Source organism: Sphingomonas sp. Marseille-Q8236, assembly GCF_965112005.1.
On record NZ_CBCOPO010000001.1, the window covers coordinates 1,464,634 to 1,480,069 of the forward strand.

Sequence of the window (15,436 nt, forward strand, 5' to 3'; positions counted from 1 at the left end):
GTGAAGGACGGACACACCTCGCGCCCGACCCTGCGGACGGGATCGCTGTCGCGTCGCATGATCCTGATCGCGGCGGCGTGGATATTGGTCCTGCTGACCGGCGGCGGCTTCGCACTCGACCGGGTCTTGGTGACGGCGGTCACGCAGAATTTCGACGATCGCCAGGCCTATGTGCTGCAATCCCTGCTCGTATCCGCCGCGGTGGATTCGCAGGGCGAGGTCTGGTTCAATCGCGAACCCGCCGATCAGGGTTTTCTGGAACCCGGATCGGGCGTCTATTGGCAGGTGTCGGGCAAGGGGCATGATCCCTTTCCGTCCCGGTCGCTGTGGGATCGGCATCTGGCCTATGGCACGCCACACAATGACGATACGATCCACGTCTATACCAGCAACCAGTTTCCCGATGAACGGCTGCGCATCGTCGAACGCGATGTGAAACTGCCCGGATCGGACGTGCGCTGGCGGTTCCAGGTGGCGCAGCGCACGACGGGGCTCGATGCGCAGATCGGGGCGCTTCGCCGGACCCTGGTGCGCAGCTTCGCGCTGCTCGGAGTCGGCCTGTTGCTGATGGCCGCGATGCAGACCTTTTACGGCCTCTATCCGCTTCGCCGGGTGCGTGAGGAGATTGCCGAGATGCGCGCCGGGCGGGCCAATCGCATTTCCGATGCGATGCCCAACGAAGTGGCGCCGATGGTCGAGGAACTCAACGCGCTGATCGAGCATAACGAGAAGCAGGCCGAGGAAGCGCGGCGTCATGCCGGCAATCTCGCCCATGCGCTCAAGACGCCGCTGACCGTCATCATGAACGCCGCGACCGCCAAGTCCGAAGATCTGTCCGAGACTGTGATCCGTGAGGCGCGGACGATGCGGCGGCAGGTGGACCATCATCTCGCCCGCGCCCGTGCGGTCGGGCGGCGCGGCTCCGCGCATAGCCGGGCGGATGTCTGGCCCAGCCTGGAATCGGTCGAGCGCGCGGTGGGCCGTCTCTATCGCCATGTCCGTATCGACATTGACGGGCCCAAGGACCTGGCGGTCCATGTCGAGCGGCAGGATCTGGACGAGATGCTGGGCAATCTGGTCGAGAACGCGGCCAAATATGGCGGCGGCAGCGTCTTCGTGACGGTCGGCGCCCAGGCCGGGTTCGTCGAGATATTGGTCGAGGACGACGGTACCGGCATTCCCGAGAACGAACGCGTCCGCATCTTCGACCGCGGCGTCCGGCTCGACACGGGCAAGCCCGGCACCGGCCTGGGCCTCGCCATCGTGCGCGACGTGGCGGAGATTTACGGCGGTACGGTGTCGCTGGAGGAAAGCGAGGATCTGGGCGGGCTGCTGGTGCGGCTCCGGCTTCCGGCGGCCGTCGGGTAGGACCTTCCGGCTCTCCGGTTTACGCGAAGAGAAAAGAAAGAGGCTGGTTCACGCGGAGGCGCGGAGAACGCGGAGGGGGTGTGCCGAGCGGCGCGCTCGATACTTCCTCACGAGCCGGTGAGGATGAAGGACGGGCAGTGCCGCCAAGTACGACACCTCCGCGTTCTCTGCGCCTCCGCGTGAACAAAATTTCCGCGCCGTCGTGCCTCCGCACGAAATTCCAGGATCAGGCCGTCACCGTCTCCAAGGCATCCATCGCCCGCGCCGCAATGCCAATCGAGCGCTTGCGCGCCTCATGGTCGAAGATCGCACTCACCACCATCACCTCATCGACCTTGGTCCGCTCGACAAAGGCGGCAAGCTGACGCTCTACCGTCTCCGGCGAGCCGATCGCCGAGCAGGACAGGACGGATCCGAGAATTGCCGCGCCCTGTACGCCGAGACTATCGCGATAGCCGGGGACGGGCGGGGGCAGCTTGCCCGGGCGACCGGTGCGCAGGGCGACGAAGGCTTGTTGCTGCGAACTCGCCAGTAGTTCCGCTTCCTCATCGGTATCGGCGGCGAAGACGTTGAACCCCGCCATCGCATAGGGCTTGTCCAGCACCGCCGAGGGCCGGAAATCCCGCCGATAGATGGCCAGCGCATCGTCCAGCGCGTCGGGCGCGAAATGCGAGGCGAAGGCGTAAGGAAGCCCCAGCGCGGCGGCGAGTTGCGCGCCGTACAGGCTCGACCCCAAAATCCACATTTGCGGCCGTGCACCCGCGCCGGGCGTCGCGACGATGCCGGTCTGGCCGTCATCGGCGAAATAGCTTTGCAGCTCCATCACGTCGCGCGGGAAGGCGTTGGGATCGCTGTCCAGCGTCCGGCGCAGCGCGCGGGCGACGCGCTGGTCCGATCCGGGCGCGCGGCCCAGCCCCAGGTCGATCCGGCCGGGGAACAGCGCATCGAGCGTCCCGAACTGCTCGGCGATGGTCAGCGGTGCGTGATTGGGCAGCATGATGCCGCCCGCACCGATCCGGATCGTCCTGGTCGCCGCACCGACATGCGCCAGCACCACGGCCGTTGCGGCCGATGCGATGCCCGTCATGCCGTGATGCTCGGCGGTCCAATATCGGTGGAAGCCGCTTGCCTCCGCATGGGCGGCGAGGTCGGCGGCGTTGGCCAACGCCTGCGCCACGGTGCCACCTTCGATGACGGGCACCAGATCGAGCAAGGAATAGCGTGTCATGACAGTAAGATGGGGACGCGCCGTCGTCCACGCCAGCCAAGACCGCGTATCAGAAGGTCAAGCCATACTTCATCGCCATCCCGCGCTCGGGCGGCAGGGCGGCGATATGGCCGGGATCGCGCCGCCAGAAGAGATGGGTCGACAATTGCCCGGCGCCCAGCGGCACCGCATGGCGCAGCTCCGCCAACAACTCGCGCCCCGTCGGGGCGAGCGACAGGCGGTTGGTGGTCCAGCCATCGACCTGTACCCCGGCATAGTCCCAATGCGACGGCAGGCGCAGGTCGAGCCCACCGGCCATCACCCGCAAGGGCTGGGACAGGCGAAGGTCGATCCGGTCGCCGCCGAACAGGCCGCGCTTGCCCGCCTCGACCGACCATGACCGGCTGGCCAGCATCCCGCCGCCCAGTCCGCCATCGGCGCGGGTCCATCCGCTGCGCCAGCGCATCGCCAGCGCCCAGCCGCCGCCCGCATCGCTCCACCGGGCGGAGGTGTCGGCGAACCAGCTCGTCCCCCGCGCCTGTCCCAGCGCGCCGCCGAACCAGCCGCCCAGCACGGTCGATCGCTCGGCCAGTCGCGTGACGCCCATCATCAACGCCACCGGCCCCAGCGGCCGGTCGACTGCCAGGCTGGCCTGGTCATAGGTCGGCGCGACCATCCCCGGGGCGGGGGCGGCGAAACGGCCATTCTCGGCCATCATGCTCACCCCCAGGCCGCCCAGCCGGTGATGCAGCGCGGCCGAGGCGCGGGGCGCTCGGTCGACGCCGAAGCCGGGATCCGCGAGTAGAAAGGCTGCGCCCGACTGCCCCGTCCAGCCGGAGATCAGCGCGTCCCCGCCGCTGGCGAAGCCGAACCCGACGATCGTGTCCGGGCTGAGCATTTGGGTCACGCTGCCCGCGACGATCCGGCGGGTAGCGCCGGGCGCATCGGCGGGGACGATGGCACGCAGCCGGGCTTCGCCGGGCATCTGCACCGCACTGGTCAGCGCAACCGTGCGGGCTCCTTCGCGGACCGCCGCGCCCTCGATCCGGCCGAGCAGCGCGGGGGCGAGCAATGCGCGGGGGCTCGCCTGCGCCACGGTGGCGGACAGATCGACCTGATAGGCGCGGGCATAGCCGTCCAGCGCGACCAGATTCAGCCCCTGCGCCCGCGCATCGCCCATGGCGGGAGACAGCCGCGCATTGACCGTCATCGACACCGCGGCGGTGCCGCCCGCGACACTCATCGCGCCGACCGGCTGGAAGGCGGCGGTCAGGTCCAGCGTGCCCCGGCCATAGATGCTGTCAGTCCCGCCGGTCCCCGCCTCGCGCGCGGTGCGAAGCAGCAGGTCGGCGATCTGCGCCCCGGTCAGATTGGGAAAGGCCTGGGCCAGCAGCGCGGCCGCGCCGGTGATCTGCGGCGCGGCGAAAGAGGTACCTGACCAGAGCAGCCGCGTACCGCTGGCATCCGGGGCCTCCACCCGCTCACCCAGCGCGGTCAGATAATGGGCGGCGGACTGACCCGCCCGGTTGCTGAAGGAAGAGATGGTGCCGCTCTGTCCGATCGATCCGGCGATGATGACCTGTCCGCGCGCCACCGAATCATTGTTCGCGATCTGCGCCAGCAAGGTGGGATCAGACTCGCCGTCATTCCCGGCGGAGATGACGATCACCATTCCGGCGGCGGTAGCCCGGTTGATCGCGGCCAGCAGCGCGGAGGGCGGGGTGTCGTTGGAGCCGAGCGAGATGTTGACCACCCGGGCCCCCGCCTGCCGCGCGACGTCCAGCCCGCGCGCGATCGAGGTGGAGGAGAAGGAGCATTTGCCGCCCAGCCCGCCATCGGTGCCGCTGCTCGTCCCGCAACTGCCCGGCTCGTCAGCGCGCAGGACCAGGATGGTCGAATCGAACGCCACGCCCTGGGCGCGGTTGCCGCCGCGTCCGCCCGCGGCGGTGAAGGTGACGGCGGTGCCGTGCCCATCCTCGTCCCCGGTGCCCCGGGTGCCCGCGAGATCGGTCGAGGCGCTGGCAATTCGTCCGGTGAACAGCCCGGTCCGCGTATCGAGCCCCGAATCGATCACGCCCAGCGTCACGCCCGCACCGGTCGCCCCGCGCTGATAGGCGGCCAGCGCGTTCATCGACACCGCGCCGCTCGTCGCGCGGTAGCCCGCCGTGTCGTAATTCTGCGTCGGTGCCGGTGCCGGTGTCGGCGTGGGGGATGGAGTCGGTGTCGGCGTGACGGTCGGGGGTGTCGGGGTCGACTGGACGCCGCCACCCCCGCCACAGGCCGACAGCATCGCCGTCATGGCACAGGCCATGCCCCCCATCGCCATTCCGCGCGCCGAACCGATCCCCGCCATTTTACCCTTCGCCCCGCGCCCTTGGCTTGTCGGATTGTCATAGAGCGGGTTGCACCCGGTGCGAAGGGGGCGCGAGAGGGGGAAAGGACAAGTCGGGACGATCGCGCCCGGATGATGGCCCGATCCGCGATGCACGGCTTGCGACGCTTCGGCCGCGCGCCTAAACGCTGGCCGCGATGCTGCCCGCCCTTGCCCATATCGACGCCTGGATCTTCGATCTGGACAATACGCTCTATCCGGCGAGCGCCAATCTGTTCGCGCATATCGACCGGCGAATGACCGCGTTCGTCGGCGAGCTGCTGGGGCTGGAGCCTGCCGAGGCGTTCCGCGTGCAGAAGGAATATTTCCACGCGCACGGCACGACGCTGGCCGGGCTGATGGCCGAGCATGATGTCGATCCCGCCGCCTTCCTGGCCTATGTCCACGATATCGAGATGGACGTGCTGGAACAGGACGCGCCGCTCGCCGCCGCGCTGGCGAAGCTGCCGGGGCGCAAGCTGGTCTTCACCAATGGCGACAAGCCCTATGCGCTGAAGGTGCTCGACCGGCTGGGGCTGGGCAGCCATTTCGAGGCGGTGCACGACATCACCGCCATGGGTCTCGTCCCCAAGCCGCAGCCATCCGCCTATGCGGGGCTGTGCGCGGCGTTCGACATCGATCCGACCCGTGCCATCTTCTTCGAGGACATGGCGCGCAACCTGATCCCCGCCAAGGCGATCGGGATGACGACCGTGTGGGTCGACAACGGCTCCGAACAGGGGCCCGAGGCCGCCCGCGACCATATCGACTACACCGTCCACGCGCTGACGCCGTGGCTGACGAGCATATTGGAGGACTGACGATGGCTCACGAACTGGCCGCCACCATCGATGCCGCCTGGGAAAACCGGGCCGAGCTGGATTTCGCCACCCAGGGTGAGGCGCGGATCGCCGTCGACCGCGCGCTGGCGCTGCTCGACCGGGGCGAGGCGCGCGTCGCCGAGCCCGATGGCAATGGCGGCTGGACGGTCAACCAGTGGCTGAAAAAGGCGGTGCTGCTGTCGTTCCGCCTCAACGACAATGTCCTGATCGACAATGGGCCCGGTGCGGGCCATTGGTTCGACAAGGTGCCGTCGAAGTTCAGCGGCTGGTCGGAAGCCGAATTCCGCGCTGCCGGCTTCCGCGCGGTGCCCGGTTCGGTCGTGCGGCGCGGCGCGCATGTCGCCAAGGGCGCGATCCTGATGCCCAGCTTCGTCAATATCGGCGCCTATGTCGGTGAGGGCACGATGGTCGACACCTGGGCGACGGTCGGTAGCTGTGCCCAGATCGGCAAGAATGTGCACCTGTCGGGCGGCGCGGGCATCGGCGGCGTGCTCGAGCCGCTCCAGGCCGGTCCCGTCATCATCGAGGACGGCGCGTTCATCGGCGCGCGGGCCGAAGTCGCCGAGGGCGTTCGCGTCGGTGAGGGCGCGGTGCTGTCGATGGGCGTCTATCTGGGGGCCTCGACCAAGATCATCGATCGCGAGACGGGCGAAGTCTTCCGCGGCCATGTGCCGCCTTATTCGGTGGTGGTGCCCGGCACGACGCCGTCGGTGGATGGCAAGCCGGGCCTGTACTGCGCGGTGATCGTCAAGCGCGTCGATGCACAGACCCGCTCGAAGACCAGCATCAACGACCTGCTGCGGGATTGATTCCGGCCATGACGATCCGGTTCGGGCCGGATCGTCATCTTGGTTCACGCGAAGCCGCGAAAGCGCGAAGAGTTATTGGGTTCGCGCAGAGGCGCGGAGGACGCAGAGAGAGGTCGCGCTTTGCGTCCTCCTGTATTCAGCATCGGCCGGGGGAGTGGGCTGAGCTCGCCGCTTGGTACGACGCCTCCGCGTTCTCCGCGCCTCCGCGCGAACAAAATCTTCCCTGCTTCGCGGCATCGCGGCTTCGCGTGAACCCAAACTACAAACCGACCCGCTTCGCCAGCCAGCGCGCCGAAGCCTCCGGGCTTTCCTTGGCCGCGTCATCGCGGTCGACCCGGTAGTTCGCCTCGCGCATCGCCTCGACCGGAATGCGGTTCAGCATCGGGCGCAGCGCCTCCACGAATTTCGAGTCGCCGGCGCGATCCTTCGCCACCAGCAACACCGCGTCATAGCCGGGGATCGCCCGCTTCGGATCGCTCAGCACCGTCAGTCGATCCGCCGCGATCCGCCCGTCCGAGGAAAAGGCGGAGATGACATCCGCCCGCCCGCTATCCAGTGCGCGGTACATGAAGGTCGGGCTGTACGGCGTCATGCCGGCGAATTGCAGCGCATAGGCATCGCGCACCGCCGCCCATTCGGGCCGGCCGAGAAATTCGAGATCGCTGCCCAGTTTCAGACGCGGCGCGACCCCCGCCAGCTCGGTCAGCGACCGCACGCCCAGCCGGTTCGCCAGCGGCGTCTTCATCGCAAAGGCATAGGCATTTTCGAACCCCAGCGGCCCCAGCATCGTGACATCGCGGGTCGCCGTCCATTGTTCGAGGGCCGCCAGCATCGCGTTTCGAGCCGGGGAGTCATGCCGGTGCATCGCGCTGGTCCACAGCGTCCCCGCATAATCGACATAGACGTCCACCCGGCCCGCCGCCGTCGCCTCGAACGACACCGCCGAACCCAGCCCGTCGCGATAGCTGACCGAATAGCCCGCACGGGTCAGCCGGTCGCCGATCAGTCGGGCGAGGATATATTGCTCGGAGAAATTCTTGGCGCCGATCACGACCTCGCGGCGCGGCTCGCCCCCATGCGGCCAGAGCGGTTGCGTCGCCAGCCCGCAGCCGAGCGCCAGCGCGACCAGCCCGCCGATCCACAGGCCCCGCTTGCGACGTGCCAGACCCCGCTCGATCAGCCCGATCAACGCATCGACCGCCAGCGCCAGCGCCGCCGCCGCCACGCATCCGGCCAACACCAATGTCCAGGCCTGGGTCTGCAGCCCGGCAAAGATCATATCGCCGAGCGACGGCTGCCCGACCGTGGTGGACAGCGTGGCCGCGCCGATCGTCCACACCGCCGCCGTCCGGATACCCGCCGCCAGCACCGGTGCGACCAGTGGAGCCTCGACCAGACGCAGCTTCTGGCCCCGTGTCATCCCCACGGCGTCGGCGGCCTGCAACACCGCCGGATCGAGCCCGAGCAGCCCCGTCACCCCGTTTCGCAGGATCGGCAACAGCGCATACAGCGTCAGCGCCAGCAGGGACGGCAGGAAACCCAGCGCCGGTATCCCGCCGCCGACCAACCCCGACAGGCTGAGCAGCACCGGATAGAAGAGCGCGAGCAGGGCCAGCGCCGGAATGGTCTGCACCAGGCTTGCCAGGCCCAGCGCGACCCGCGACAGGCCCGGTCGCCGCGCACAGGCAAAGGCCAGCGGCACCGCGATGACGATGCCGAGCAGCAGCGCGGCCATGCTGACCAGCACATGCTGGGCGAGGAGCGGGGGTATGCGCGACAGGGCGTCGAGGAAACCGCTCATGCCCGCAGCGCCGCCAGCCGCTCGGCCTGGTGCCGGGGCACCGCCATCAGCGCTTGCGCCGCCGCGCCGCCTTCGCCCGCGACCAGTTGCGCGGGCGTGGCGTCGGCGACGATCCGCCCGCGCTCCATCACCAGCACCCGGTCCGCCGTCAGCAGCGCCTCCGCCATGTCATGGGTGACGAGCAGCGTCGTCAGCCCCAGTCTTTCATGAAGCGCCACCAACCGCCCCGCCACCGCATCGCGGGTCACCGGGTCGAGCGCGCCCAACGCCTCGTCGAGCAACAGGATCGGCGGTTCGGTCGCCAGGGCGCGGGCGATCGCGACCCGCTGGCGCTGACCGCCCGACAGGGCATCGGGCATGCGGTTCGCCACATCGCGGGGCAGGTCGACCAGATCGAGCATCTCCTCGACCCGTCCGCCTGTCGTGCGTCCGGTCAGGCGGAAGCCGATCGCGATATTGGCCGCCACCGTCATGTGAGGGAACAGGCCATGCTGTTGAAAGACATAGCCGATTCGGCGGCGCAGGGCGTGGGGCGGCTCCGCCATGACGTCGCGCCCGTCGATGAAGACGTGACCGCTATCGGGTGTTTCCAGCCGATTGATCGTCCGCAGCAAAGTCGATTTGCCCGATCCCGACGCACCGACCAGCGCAACGAACGCACCGCGCGCGATCGTCAACGACACATGATCGACTGCCGTCACCGCGCCATAGCGGCGGCACAGATGGTCGAGCGCGATCATCGGGTCGGGCATGGTGGGCGATCATGAGGATGCAACATGGATCGGTCAAACGCCCCGATCACCCTTTCCGCCGCAGACGTCGAAGCTTTCGGACTATTCCTCGTCGATCCGGCGCGATAAGGCATGTAAAACATGTTCAACAAACGCCTTGGCGTCAGGAGAGTTATGAGCCAGATCGACCATCAGACCGCCAGCCATGTCCTCGACCGGGTCCTCGTCCTCGAAATGGTGCGCGTGACCGAGGCGGCGGCGATCGCTGCGTCCACGCTGGTCGGTCGGGGTGACGAAAAGGCGGCCGATGCGGCCGCGGTCGAGGCGATGCGCGCCGCGCTCAACGAACTCGATATGGACGGCACCGTCGTCATCGGCGAGGGCGAGCGCGACGAGGCGCCGATGCTGTTCATCGGCGAAAAGGTCGGCACCGGTCAGGGGCCGGAGATCGATATCGCGCTCGATCCGCTGGAGGGCACGACCATCTGCGCCAAGGCGGGGCCGAACAGCCTGGCGGTGCTGGCGATCGCGGAGAAGGGGCATCTGCTCAACGCGCCCGACGTCTATATGGACAAGATCGCGGTCGGCCCCGGCTATCCGGCGGGCGTCATCGACCTGGACCGCAGCCCCAGCGACAATATTCGCGCCATTGCCGAGGCCAAGGGGGTGAAGCCCGGCGATATCGTGGTCTGCGTGCTCGACCGTCCGCGTCACGAAGGGCTGATCGCCGAGTTGCGGTCGCTGGGTTGCGGCGTGGTGCTGATCGGTGATGGCGATGTGGCGGGCGTGATTGCGACCACCGACCCGGAAACGACGATCGACGTCTATATGGGGTCGGGCGGCGCGCCGGAGGGAGTGCTGGCCTGCGCCGCGCTGCGCTGCGTTGGGGGGCAGTTCAAGGGGCGGCTGCTGTTCCGTAATGACGCCGAGCGGTCTCGTGCGCATAAATGGGGCGTGACCGATCTCGACAAGCAATATGACCTGACCGAACTGGCGCAGGGCGACTGCATCTTCGCGGCGACCGGCGTGACCGATGGCTCGCTGCTGGCGGGTGTGAAGCGGCACGCCAAAGTGATGACGACCGAGAGCGTCGTGATGCGCGCCTCGTCCGGCACGGTCCGCTGGGTGAAGGGGCAGCATCGCCTATGATCCTCGCCGCCGTCCTCCTCCTCGCCTCGCTGGCGGGGATATGGTGGTTTCAGAAGGGCGATCTGGGCGAGTATCGGCGGTTCAAGGCGCTGAACGATGGTCACTCGCGCCGGATGCGGTTCCGGCTGTGGCTGGCCCGTTCGGCGCTCGCCTTTCTGGCGCCGGTGCTGGTCGGACTGCTCCTGCTCGGGCGGCTGGAGGCGATGGCGGTCATGCCGGGCGAGTTTGGCGGGCTGGCGGGTGCGATGCCGTCGATCTTCCACGACGACGATGCGATACGGCCGATGCTGATCGGCGGTGCGGTCGGTGGGCTCGTGGCGGGGGCGGTGCTGGCACGCCTGCGCAAGCGCAAGCCGCTGGGCGATGTGTCGGCCCTTCTTCCCCGCGAACGGCGCGAACTGAAATATGGCGCGGCGCTCAGCGTGATGGCGGGCGTGACGGAAGAGGCGTTTTTCCGCCTCTATCTGCCGCTGTTGATCGCGATGGTGACGGGGCAGGCGGGGGTCGGTTTCCTGGCGTCGCTCCTGCTGTTCGGGGCGATGCATCGCTATCAGGGTTGGGCCGGGATCATCGCCACTACCGCCCTGGGGGCGGTGATGACCGGGCTGTACCTGATGACCGGGGCCTTGTGGGTGGTGATGCTGGTCCATGTGCTGGTGGACCTGAACGGCCTCGTCGTCACGCCATTGCTGAGCGGGACGCTACGCCGTTGAAGGTGGAACGGTGTGCTTGCCAGAGGCCTTAGCCTGCGCCGGGGCGACGTTCGAGAGGATCAGTTCTTCAGCCGCCAGCCGGTGCGGAAGATCCAGCCGATCCACGCCAGACATGCCAGCAGGAACAGCCCCGTCACGCCCAGGCTGACCCCCGGCGTCACGTCCGACGTGCCGAAGAAGGTCCAGCGGAAGCCGTTGATCAGATAGACGACCGGGTTGAACAGCGTCACCGTCCGCCATGGCTCGGGCAGGATCGTCACCGAGTAGAAGGCGCCGCCCAGAAAGGTCAGCGGCGTGACGATCAGCAGCGGAATGACCTGCAACTGCTCGAACCCGCGCGCCCAGATGCCGATCGCGAAGCCGAACAGCGAAAAGGTCACCGCCACCAGCAGAAGATAGAAGATCATCGCGATCGGGTGGAGGATCGACAGGTCGACGAACAGATAGGCGGTGGCGAGGATGACCAGTCCGATCACCATCGACTTGCTCGCCGCCGCGCCGACATAGCCCAGCACCGTTTCGATCGGTGACAGCGGCGCGGACAATATCTCGTACATGGTGCCGGTGAATTTGGGCATGTAGATGCCCAGGCTCGCATTCAGGATGCTTTCCGAGAAGATGGAGAGCAGCATCAGCCCCGGCACGATGAACGCGCCATAAGGCACGCCCGACACCTGGTTCATCGCCGATCCGATCGCGGTGCCGAACACCACGAAGTACAGCGTCGTGGTGATGACCGGCACCATCAGGCTGGTCCACACGGTCCGCCGGAACCGCGCCATTTCGAAGCGATAGATCGCCCATATGCCATGCAGGTTCATGCGCGCGTCCCCTCAACCAGATCGACGAAAATATCCTCCAGCGAGGATTTGTAGGTTTCCAGATCGACGAACCCGATCCCCAGTACGCCCAGCATCCGCAACAGCGAGGGGATGCCGGTATGCTCGGCCCGCGCGTCGAAGATGTAGCGAAGCCGCTTGCCGTCATCCTCCAGCGCCAGATGCCATTCGGCCAGCGCGGGTGGGATCGCCGCCATCGGCTCGGCCAGCGTCAGCACCATTTCGCGCTTGCCGAGCTTCTTCATCATCTCGGCCTTTTCCTCGACCAGGAGCAGGCGGCCCTTGGCGATCACGCCCACCCGGTCGGCCATTTCCTCTGCCTCCTCGATATAATGGGTGGTCAGGATGATGGTGACGCCGCGCTCGCGCAGGCGATGGACCAGCTTCCACATGTCGCGGCGCAGCTCGACATCGACGCCCGCGGTGGGTTCGTCGAGGAACAGCAGGTCGGGTTCGTGCGACAGCGCCTTGGCGATCAGCACCCGGCGCTTCATGCCGCCGGACAGTTCCATCAGCTTGGCATGGCGCTTGTCCCACAGCGACAGGTCGCGCAGCACCTGCTCGACATAAGCGGGGTTAGGTGCCCGGCCGAACAGGCCCCGGCTGAAATTGACGGTGTCGATGACCCGCTCGAACATGTCGACCGACAGTTCCTGCGGCACCAGCCCGATTTTCCGCCGCGCGCCCTTATAATCGCGCAGGGCGTCATGCCCGGCGACGCGGATCGCGCCCGCAGAGGGGGTGACGATGCCGCACACGATCGAGATCAGCGTCGTCTTGCCCGCGCCATTGGGGCCGAGCAGCGCGAAAATCTCGCCGCGCCGGATGGTCAGGTCGACCGGCTGGAGCGCGGTCACCCCGCTCTTATAGGTCTTGGTCACGCCCTCGACGGACAGGATCGGGTCGGTCATGCGGCAGTCCCCCGTTGGAAGATCGCCGCTTTATCAACCGTTTCGCGCGGCGGCGATGGCCTTTTGCAATTCCTCGAGCGGCAGCGCACCCGACAGGATGCGGTTGCCGACGATCCAGCTCGGCGTGCCGGTCAGACCCAATCGTCCCGCAGCCTCGAGATTGCGCCGGATTTCGGCATCGGCCTGGGGCTGGAAGGCGGCCATCTTGCTCATGTCGACGCCCGCCTTGGCCGCCGCCGCCGCGATGGTCGCGTCGCTGACCGGCCCCCCGGCGTAGAGCGCGTCGTGGAATGCGGCGAACTTGCCTTGCGTCGCGGCGAGCAGGCTGGCGCGCGCCGCCGCCTTGCTCGACGGCGCGAGGATCGGCAATTCGCGATAGACGATGCGGAGCTTGGGATCGGCGTCCGTCAATTGCTTGAGCAGCGGCAGGCTGGCCCGGCAATAGCCGCAATTATAGTCATAGAATTCGACCAGCGTCACATCGCCCCTGGGATTGCCGGTATAGGCGCTGCCGAAGGGCTTGGTCAGGTCGCCACCGATGGCGGCCACCGCCTTGCCCTGTTCGCGATCCTGAAGCCGCTGCATCGCTTCCGGAATGATTTCGGGATGGTCCAGCAGATAGACGCGCACGCTGTCGCCCGATGCGCCGCCGGGCGCGACCAGCGGGGCCAGCGCCAATGCGGTGCCGCCGCCGACCAGGCCACCGACGACCGCCACCGCGGCCAATGTCTTCACGCCCATTAGCGGCGCTTCTTCTTCGAACTGGCGGCGGCGTCGGCAGAGGTCATGGCAATATCCTGCGCCCGAATCCATTCGGACGTGTTGGGGGTGAGGTTGGCGAGCGCGTAGCGCGCGCTCTGGATGGCGGTGCGGGTGTCGCCCATCATGCTGGCCCGCTCGGCGGTGGCCAGCGCGGCGCGCGGCGTGTCGCCCAGTTGCTCATAGGCGGTGCCGAGCTGGACCCAGGCAAACGGATTGTCCTCGTCCCGCTGGACCGCGACCTTCAGCACCTTCACCGCTTCGGGCAGGTTGCGCTTGTCCTCGGTCGCGATCAGCGCATGGCCGAAGGTGGTGGCGATCAGCGCATTCTGCCCCGATCCCATGGTCGCGGCGCGCAAGGGGGCCAGCGCGTCCTGCGGCTTGCCCGCCTCCAGCAGGATCTGGCCCTGGATTTCCTGGAAATAGGGATCGTTGGGATCCTTGGCGATCAGCGCGCTCGCCTCGGCATCGGCTTTGTCGGGATAGGCCGCCTTGTGATAGGCATAGGCGCGGGCATAATGCGCATAGACCGACTGGTCGCTGTCGGGGAATTTCTGCAACGTCGTCTCGGGCGGCGAGATATAGCCGTACAGCTTGGCCTTCACCCGCAGAAAGCGTTCCTGCAATTTGGGGTCGATCGGCTTGTTCCAGGCGGGTGAGGCCTGAAGATCGGCGGTCAGCGCCTGGATACGCGTCGAGGAGAGCGGGTGGGTCTGGGCGAACGGATCGATATTGACATAGCCATAACGATATTGCTGGTTCTGCAACTTCTTGAAGAAGCTCAGCATTCCCTTGCCGGTCACCCCCGCGGTCGTCAGGTAGCGCGCGCCCGCCGCGTCCGCGGCCGATTCCTGATTGCGGGTGAAGGCCAGCACCTGGCCCATCGCCGCCTGCTGCCCCGCCGCGAGCACGCCCATGCCCGCCGCACCGCCGCCCATGGCAATGGTGGCGAGGCCCAGCACCATCGACAGCAATTGCATCTTCATGGCGGGCTTCATCGCCTGCTCGCTTAGGATGACATGGCCGTCGGCGATATGGCCCAGCTCGTGCGCGACGACGCCCTGGACCTCGTTCACATTGTCCGCCGCCTGGAGCAGGCCGGAATGGACATAGACGATCTGCCCACCCGCGACGAAGGCATTGATCGAATCGTCGTTGATTAGGACGATCTTCACGTCACGCGGGGACAGCCCGGCCGCCTTGATCATCGGCGCGGACATGTCGGCGAACAGCGATTCGGTTTCGGCATCGCGCAAGATGGACTGCGCGGCGGCGGGTTGCGCCCAGAGCAGGATCGTGGCGGCGAAGGCGGCGATCAGACGCTTCATGCTTCCTCTATCGGCGGGTCGGCCTGCGGACACAACCGGCTTTGCAATTGGGGCGGGACCGGTCAGCCTTGGCATCGGGCGACTGAACGCCCGGCGAACGAAATGGGTGGCACGATGATGATGGCGATGATCGCCGATCGACCGGCCAGGCCATGGGTCGCGCCCATGCCCGACCTGCCAGGCTGCCCGATCAAGGGGGCGGGACCCGAGATGCGGCGGATGGCCGACCTTCCCCCTTCGGTCCGGCAGGCTCTGCGTCATGCGATAGGGAACCCCGTCGCAGAGGCGGGGTCGCCGTTCAACGGATCCGACATGGTGTCGCCCGGCTCACCGCCGCGAACGCGATTCCTGCGCGCCTATCGCGTGCGCGACCTGTGGCTGGTCTGGGTCGAGCAGGGCGGCATCGCGCATGTCTTTCGCCTGCTGGCGTTTCGCGATGGCCCGCATGGGGCAAGCGCGCCGGTGCCGATGCCGCTTCGAGGCCGGGCGAAGCTATGCACCGCGTCGCGGGCGATCGGGGAGGGGTGATAGGCTTCGGGCCGGATCAATTGGCGCGAGGAGCGGCCTCCCAAAACAAAACGCCCCCCTTCCGCGGGGAAGGAGGGCGT

At 67.6% G+C, this 15,436-nt stretch carries 14 protein-coding genes; 6 read left to right on the forward strand and 8 right to left on the reverse strand.

The genetic code is table 11. The features are described 5' to 3' along the window. Positions 1-57 precede the first annotated feature (57 nt). Complete coding sequence (locus tag ACWPWT_RS07005) at positions 58-1,368, forward strand: sensor histidine kinase (RefSeq protein ID WP_261269046.1); 1,311 nt, start codon at positions 58-60, stop codon at positions 1,366-1,368. 226 nt (positions 1,369-1,594) lie between these two features. On the opposite strand, the gene ACWPWT_RS07010 is transcribed toward ACWPWT_RS07005, so the two are convergent. Together ACWPWT_RS07010 and ACWPWT_RS07015 are read right to left on the reverse strand one after the other, a co-directional pair. Next, positions 1,595-2,596: an LLM class flavin-dependent oxidoreductase gene (locus tag ACWPWT_RS07010; protein ID WP_454279100.1), complete on the reverse strand. Its 1,002-nt coding sequence runs from the start codon at positions 2,594-2,596 to the stop codon at positions 1,595-1,597. 49 nt (positions 2,597-2,645) lie between these two features. Beyond that, positions 2,646-4,928: a S8 family serine peptidase gene (locus ACWPWT_RS07015; protein ID WP_454279101.1), complete on the reverse strand. Its 2,283-nt coding sequence runs from the start codon at positions 4,926-4,928 to the stop codon at positions 2,646-2,648. A 176-nt stretch (positions 4,929-5,104) separates the two neighbouring features. Between ACWPWT_RS07015 and ACWPWT_RS07020 the strand changes: the two genes are divergently transcribed. Then, the gene (locus ACWPWT_RS07020; RefSeq protein ID WP_454279102.1) at positions 5,105-5,767 is read left to right on the forward strand and encodes a pyrimidine 5'-nucleotidase; all 663 of its coding nucleotides are present in this window, start codon (positions 5,105-5,107) and stop codon (positions 5,765-5,767) included. A 2-nt stretch (positions 5,768-5,769) separates the two neighbouring features. Then, positions 5,770-6,597 carry a 2,3,4,5-tetrahydropyridine-2,6-dicarboxylate N-succinyltransferase gene (dapD, locus tag ACWPWT_RS07025; RefSeq protein ID WP_261268779.1) on the forward strand — a complete coding sequence of 276 codons (828 nt, stop codon included), beginning with the start codon at positions 5,770-5,772 and terminating at the stop codon, positions 6,595-6,597. A gap of 259 nt (positions 6,598-6,856) precedes the next feature. Here dapD and ACWPWT_RS07030 read toward each other — a convergent pair whose 3' ends face one another. Together ACWPWT_RS07030 and ACWPWT_RS07035 are read right to left on the reverse strand one after the other, a co-directional pair. Next, complete coding sequence (locus ACWPWT_RS07030; protein WP_454279103.1) at positions 6,857-8,398, reverse strand: glycine betaine ABC transporter substrate-binding protein; 1,542 nt, start codon at positions 8,396-8,398, stop codon at positions 6,857-6,859. Next, positions 8,395-9,150, reverse strand: coding sequence for an ATP-binding cassette domain-containing protein (locus ACWPWT_RS07035; RefSeq protein WP_454279104.1), 756 nt, complete (start codon positions 9,148-9,150; stop codon positions 8,395-8,397). The genes ACWPWT_RS07030 and ACWPWT_RS07035 overlap by 4 nt, the downstream gene beginning before the upstream one ends. Before the next feature lie 153 nt (positions 9,151-9,303). Between ACWPWT_RS07035 and glpX the strand changes: the two genes are divergently transcribed. Both glpX and ACWPWT_RS07045 read left to right on the forward strand, forming a co-directional pair. After that, entirely contained in the window at positions 9,304-10,278 is a 975-nt protein-coding gene (glpX, locus tag ACWPWT_RS07040; protein ID WP_454279105.1) for a class II fructose-bisphosphatase, read from the forward strand. After that, positions 10,275-10,991 carry a CPBP family intramembrane glutamic endopeptidase gene (locus ACWPWT_RS07045; protein ID WP_454279106.1) on the forward strand — a complete coding sequence of 239 codons (717 nt, stop codon included), beginning with the start codon at positions 10,275-10,277 and terminating at the stop codon, positions 10,989-10,991. Before glpX ends, ACWPWT_RS07045 begins: the two co-directional genes overlap by 4 nt. A 59-nt stretch (positions 10,992-11,050) precedes the next feature. Here the strand turns inward: ACWPWT_RS07045 and ACWPWT_RS07050 are convergent, their stop codons facing one another. Genes ACWPWT_RS07050 through ACWPWT_RS07065 form a run of 4 tightly spaced genes read right to left on the reverse strand, consistent with a single transcriptional unit; the run spans position 11,051 to position 14,828 of the window. Next, positions 11,051-11,812: an ABC transporter permease gene (locus ACWPWT_RS07050; protein WP_261268784.1), complete on the reverse strand. Its 762-nt coding sequence runs from the start codon at positions 11,810-11,812 to the stop codon at positions 11,051-11,053. Further along, positions 11,809-12,741 carry an ABC transporter ATP-binding protein gene (locus tag ACWPWT_RS07055; protein WP_454279107.1) on the reverse strand — a complete coding sequence of 311 codons (933 nt, stop codon included), beginning with the start codon at positions 12,739-12,741 and terminating at the stop codon, positions 11,809-11,811. The genes ACWPWT_RS07050 and ACWPWT_RS07055 overlap by 4 nt, the downstream gene beginning before the upstream one ends. Positions 12,742-12,774: 33 nt before the next feature. Beyond that, positions 12,775-13,482, reverse strand: coding sequence for a DsbA family protein (locus tag ACWPWT_RS07060; protein ID WP_454279108.1), 708 nt, complete (start codon positions 13,480-13,482; stop codon positions 12,775-12,777). Then, a complete protein-coding gene (locus tag ACWPWT_RS07065) occupies positions 13,482-14,828 on the reverse strand; it encodes a M48 family metalloprotease (RefSeq protein ID WP_261268787.1) in 1,347 nt (448 codons plus the stop codon). The genes ACWPWT_RS07060 and ACWPWT_RS07065 overlap by 1 nt, the downstream gene beginning before the upstream one ends. Positions 14,829-14,942: 114 nt before the next feature. Between ACWPWT_RS07065 and ACWPWT_RS07070 the strand changes: the two genes are divergently transcribed. Beyond that, positions 14,943-15,356 (forward strand): hypothetical protein, encoded by a 414-nt coding sequence (locus tag ACWPWT_RS07070; RefSeq protein ID WP_454279109.1) that lies wholly within the window; start codon positions 14,943-14,945, stop codon positions 15,354-15,356. The last annotated feature ends 80 nt before the right edge of the window (positions 15,357-15,436 follow it).

Excerpts from the sequence above, each read along its gene's own strand:
- ACWPWT_RS07005 (WP_261269046.1), top strand. The coding sequence starts at position 58 with ATGATCCTGATCGCGGCGGCGTGGATATTGGTCCTGCTGACCGGCGGC.
- ACWPWT_RS07010 (WP_454279100.1), bottom strand. The coding sequence starts at position 2,596 with ATGACACGCTATTCCTTGCTCGATCTGGTGCCCGTCATCGAAGGTGGC.
- ACWPWT_RS07015 (WP_454279101.1), bottom strand. The coding sequence starts at position 4,928 with ATGGCGGGGATCGGTTCGGCGCGCGGAATGGCGATGGGGGGCATGGCC.
- ACWPWT_RS07020 (WP_454279102.1), top strand. The coding sequence starts at position 5,105 with ATGCTGCCCGCCCTTGCCCATATCGACGCCTGGATCTTCGATCTGGAC.
- dapD (WP_261268779.1), top strand. The coding sequence starts at position 5,770 with ATGGCTCACGAACTGGCCGCCACCATCGATGCCGCCTGGGAAAACCGG.
- ACWPWT_RS07030 (WP_454279103.1), bottom strand. The coding sequence starts at position 8,398 with ATGAGCGGTTTCCTCGACGCCCTGTCGCGCATACCCCCGCTCCTCGCC.
- ACWPWT_RS07035 (WP_454279104.1), bottom strand. The coding sequence starts at position 9,150 with ATGCCCGACCCGATGATCGCGCTCGACCATCTGTGCCGCCGCTATGGC.
- glpX (WP_454279105.1), top strand. The coding sequence starts at position 9,304 with ATGAGCCAGATCGACCATCAGACCGCCAGCCATGTCCTCGACCGGGTC.
- ACWPWT_RS07045 (WP_454279106.1), top strand. The coding sequence starts at position 10,275 with ATGATCCTCGCCGCCGTCCTCCTCCTCGCCTCGCTGGCGGGGATATGG.
- ACWPWT_RS07050 (WP_261268784.1), bottom strand. The coding sequence starts at position 11,812 with ATGAACCTGCATGGCATATGGGCGATCTATCGCTTCGAAATGGCGCGG.
- ACWPWT_RS07055 (WP_454279107.1), bottom strand. The coding sequence starts at position 12,741 with ATGACCGACCCGATCCTGTCCGTCGAGGGCGTGACCAAGACCTATAAG.
- ACWPWT_RS07060 (WP_454279108.1), bottom strand. The coding sequence starts at position 13,482 with ATGGGCGTGAAGACATTGGCCGCGGTGGCGGTCGTCGGTGGCCTGGTC.
- ACWPWT_RS07065 (WP_261268787.1), bottom strand. The coding sequence starts at position 14,828 with ATGAAGCGTCTGATCGCCGCCTTCGCCGCCACGATCCTGCTCTGGGCG.
- ACWPWT_RS07070 (WP_454279109.1), top strand. The coding sequence starts at position 14,943 with ATGATGATGGCGATGATCGCCGATCGACCGGCCAGGCCATGGGTCGCG.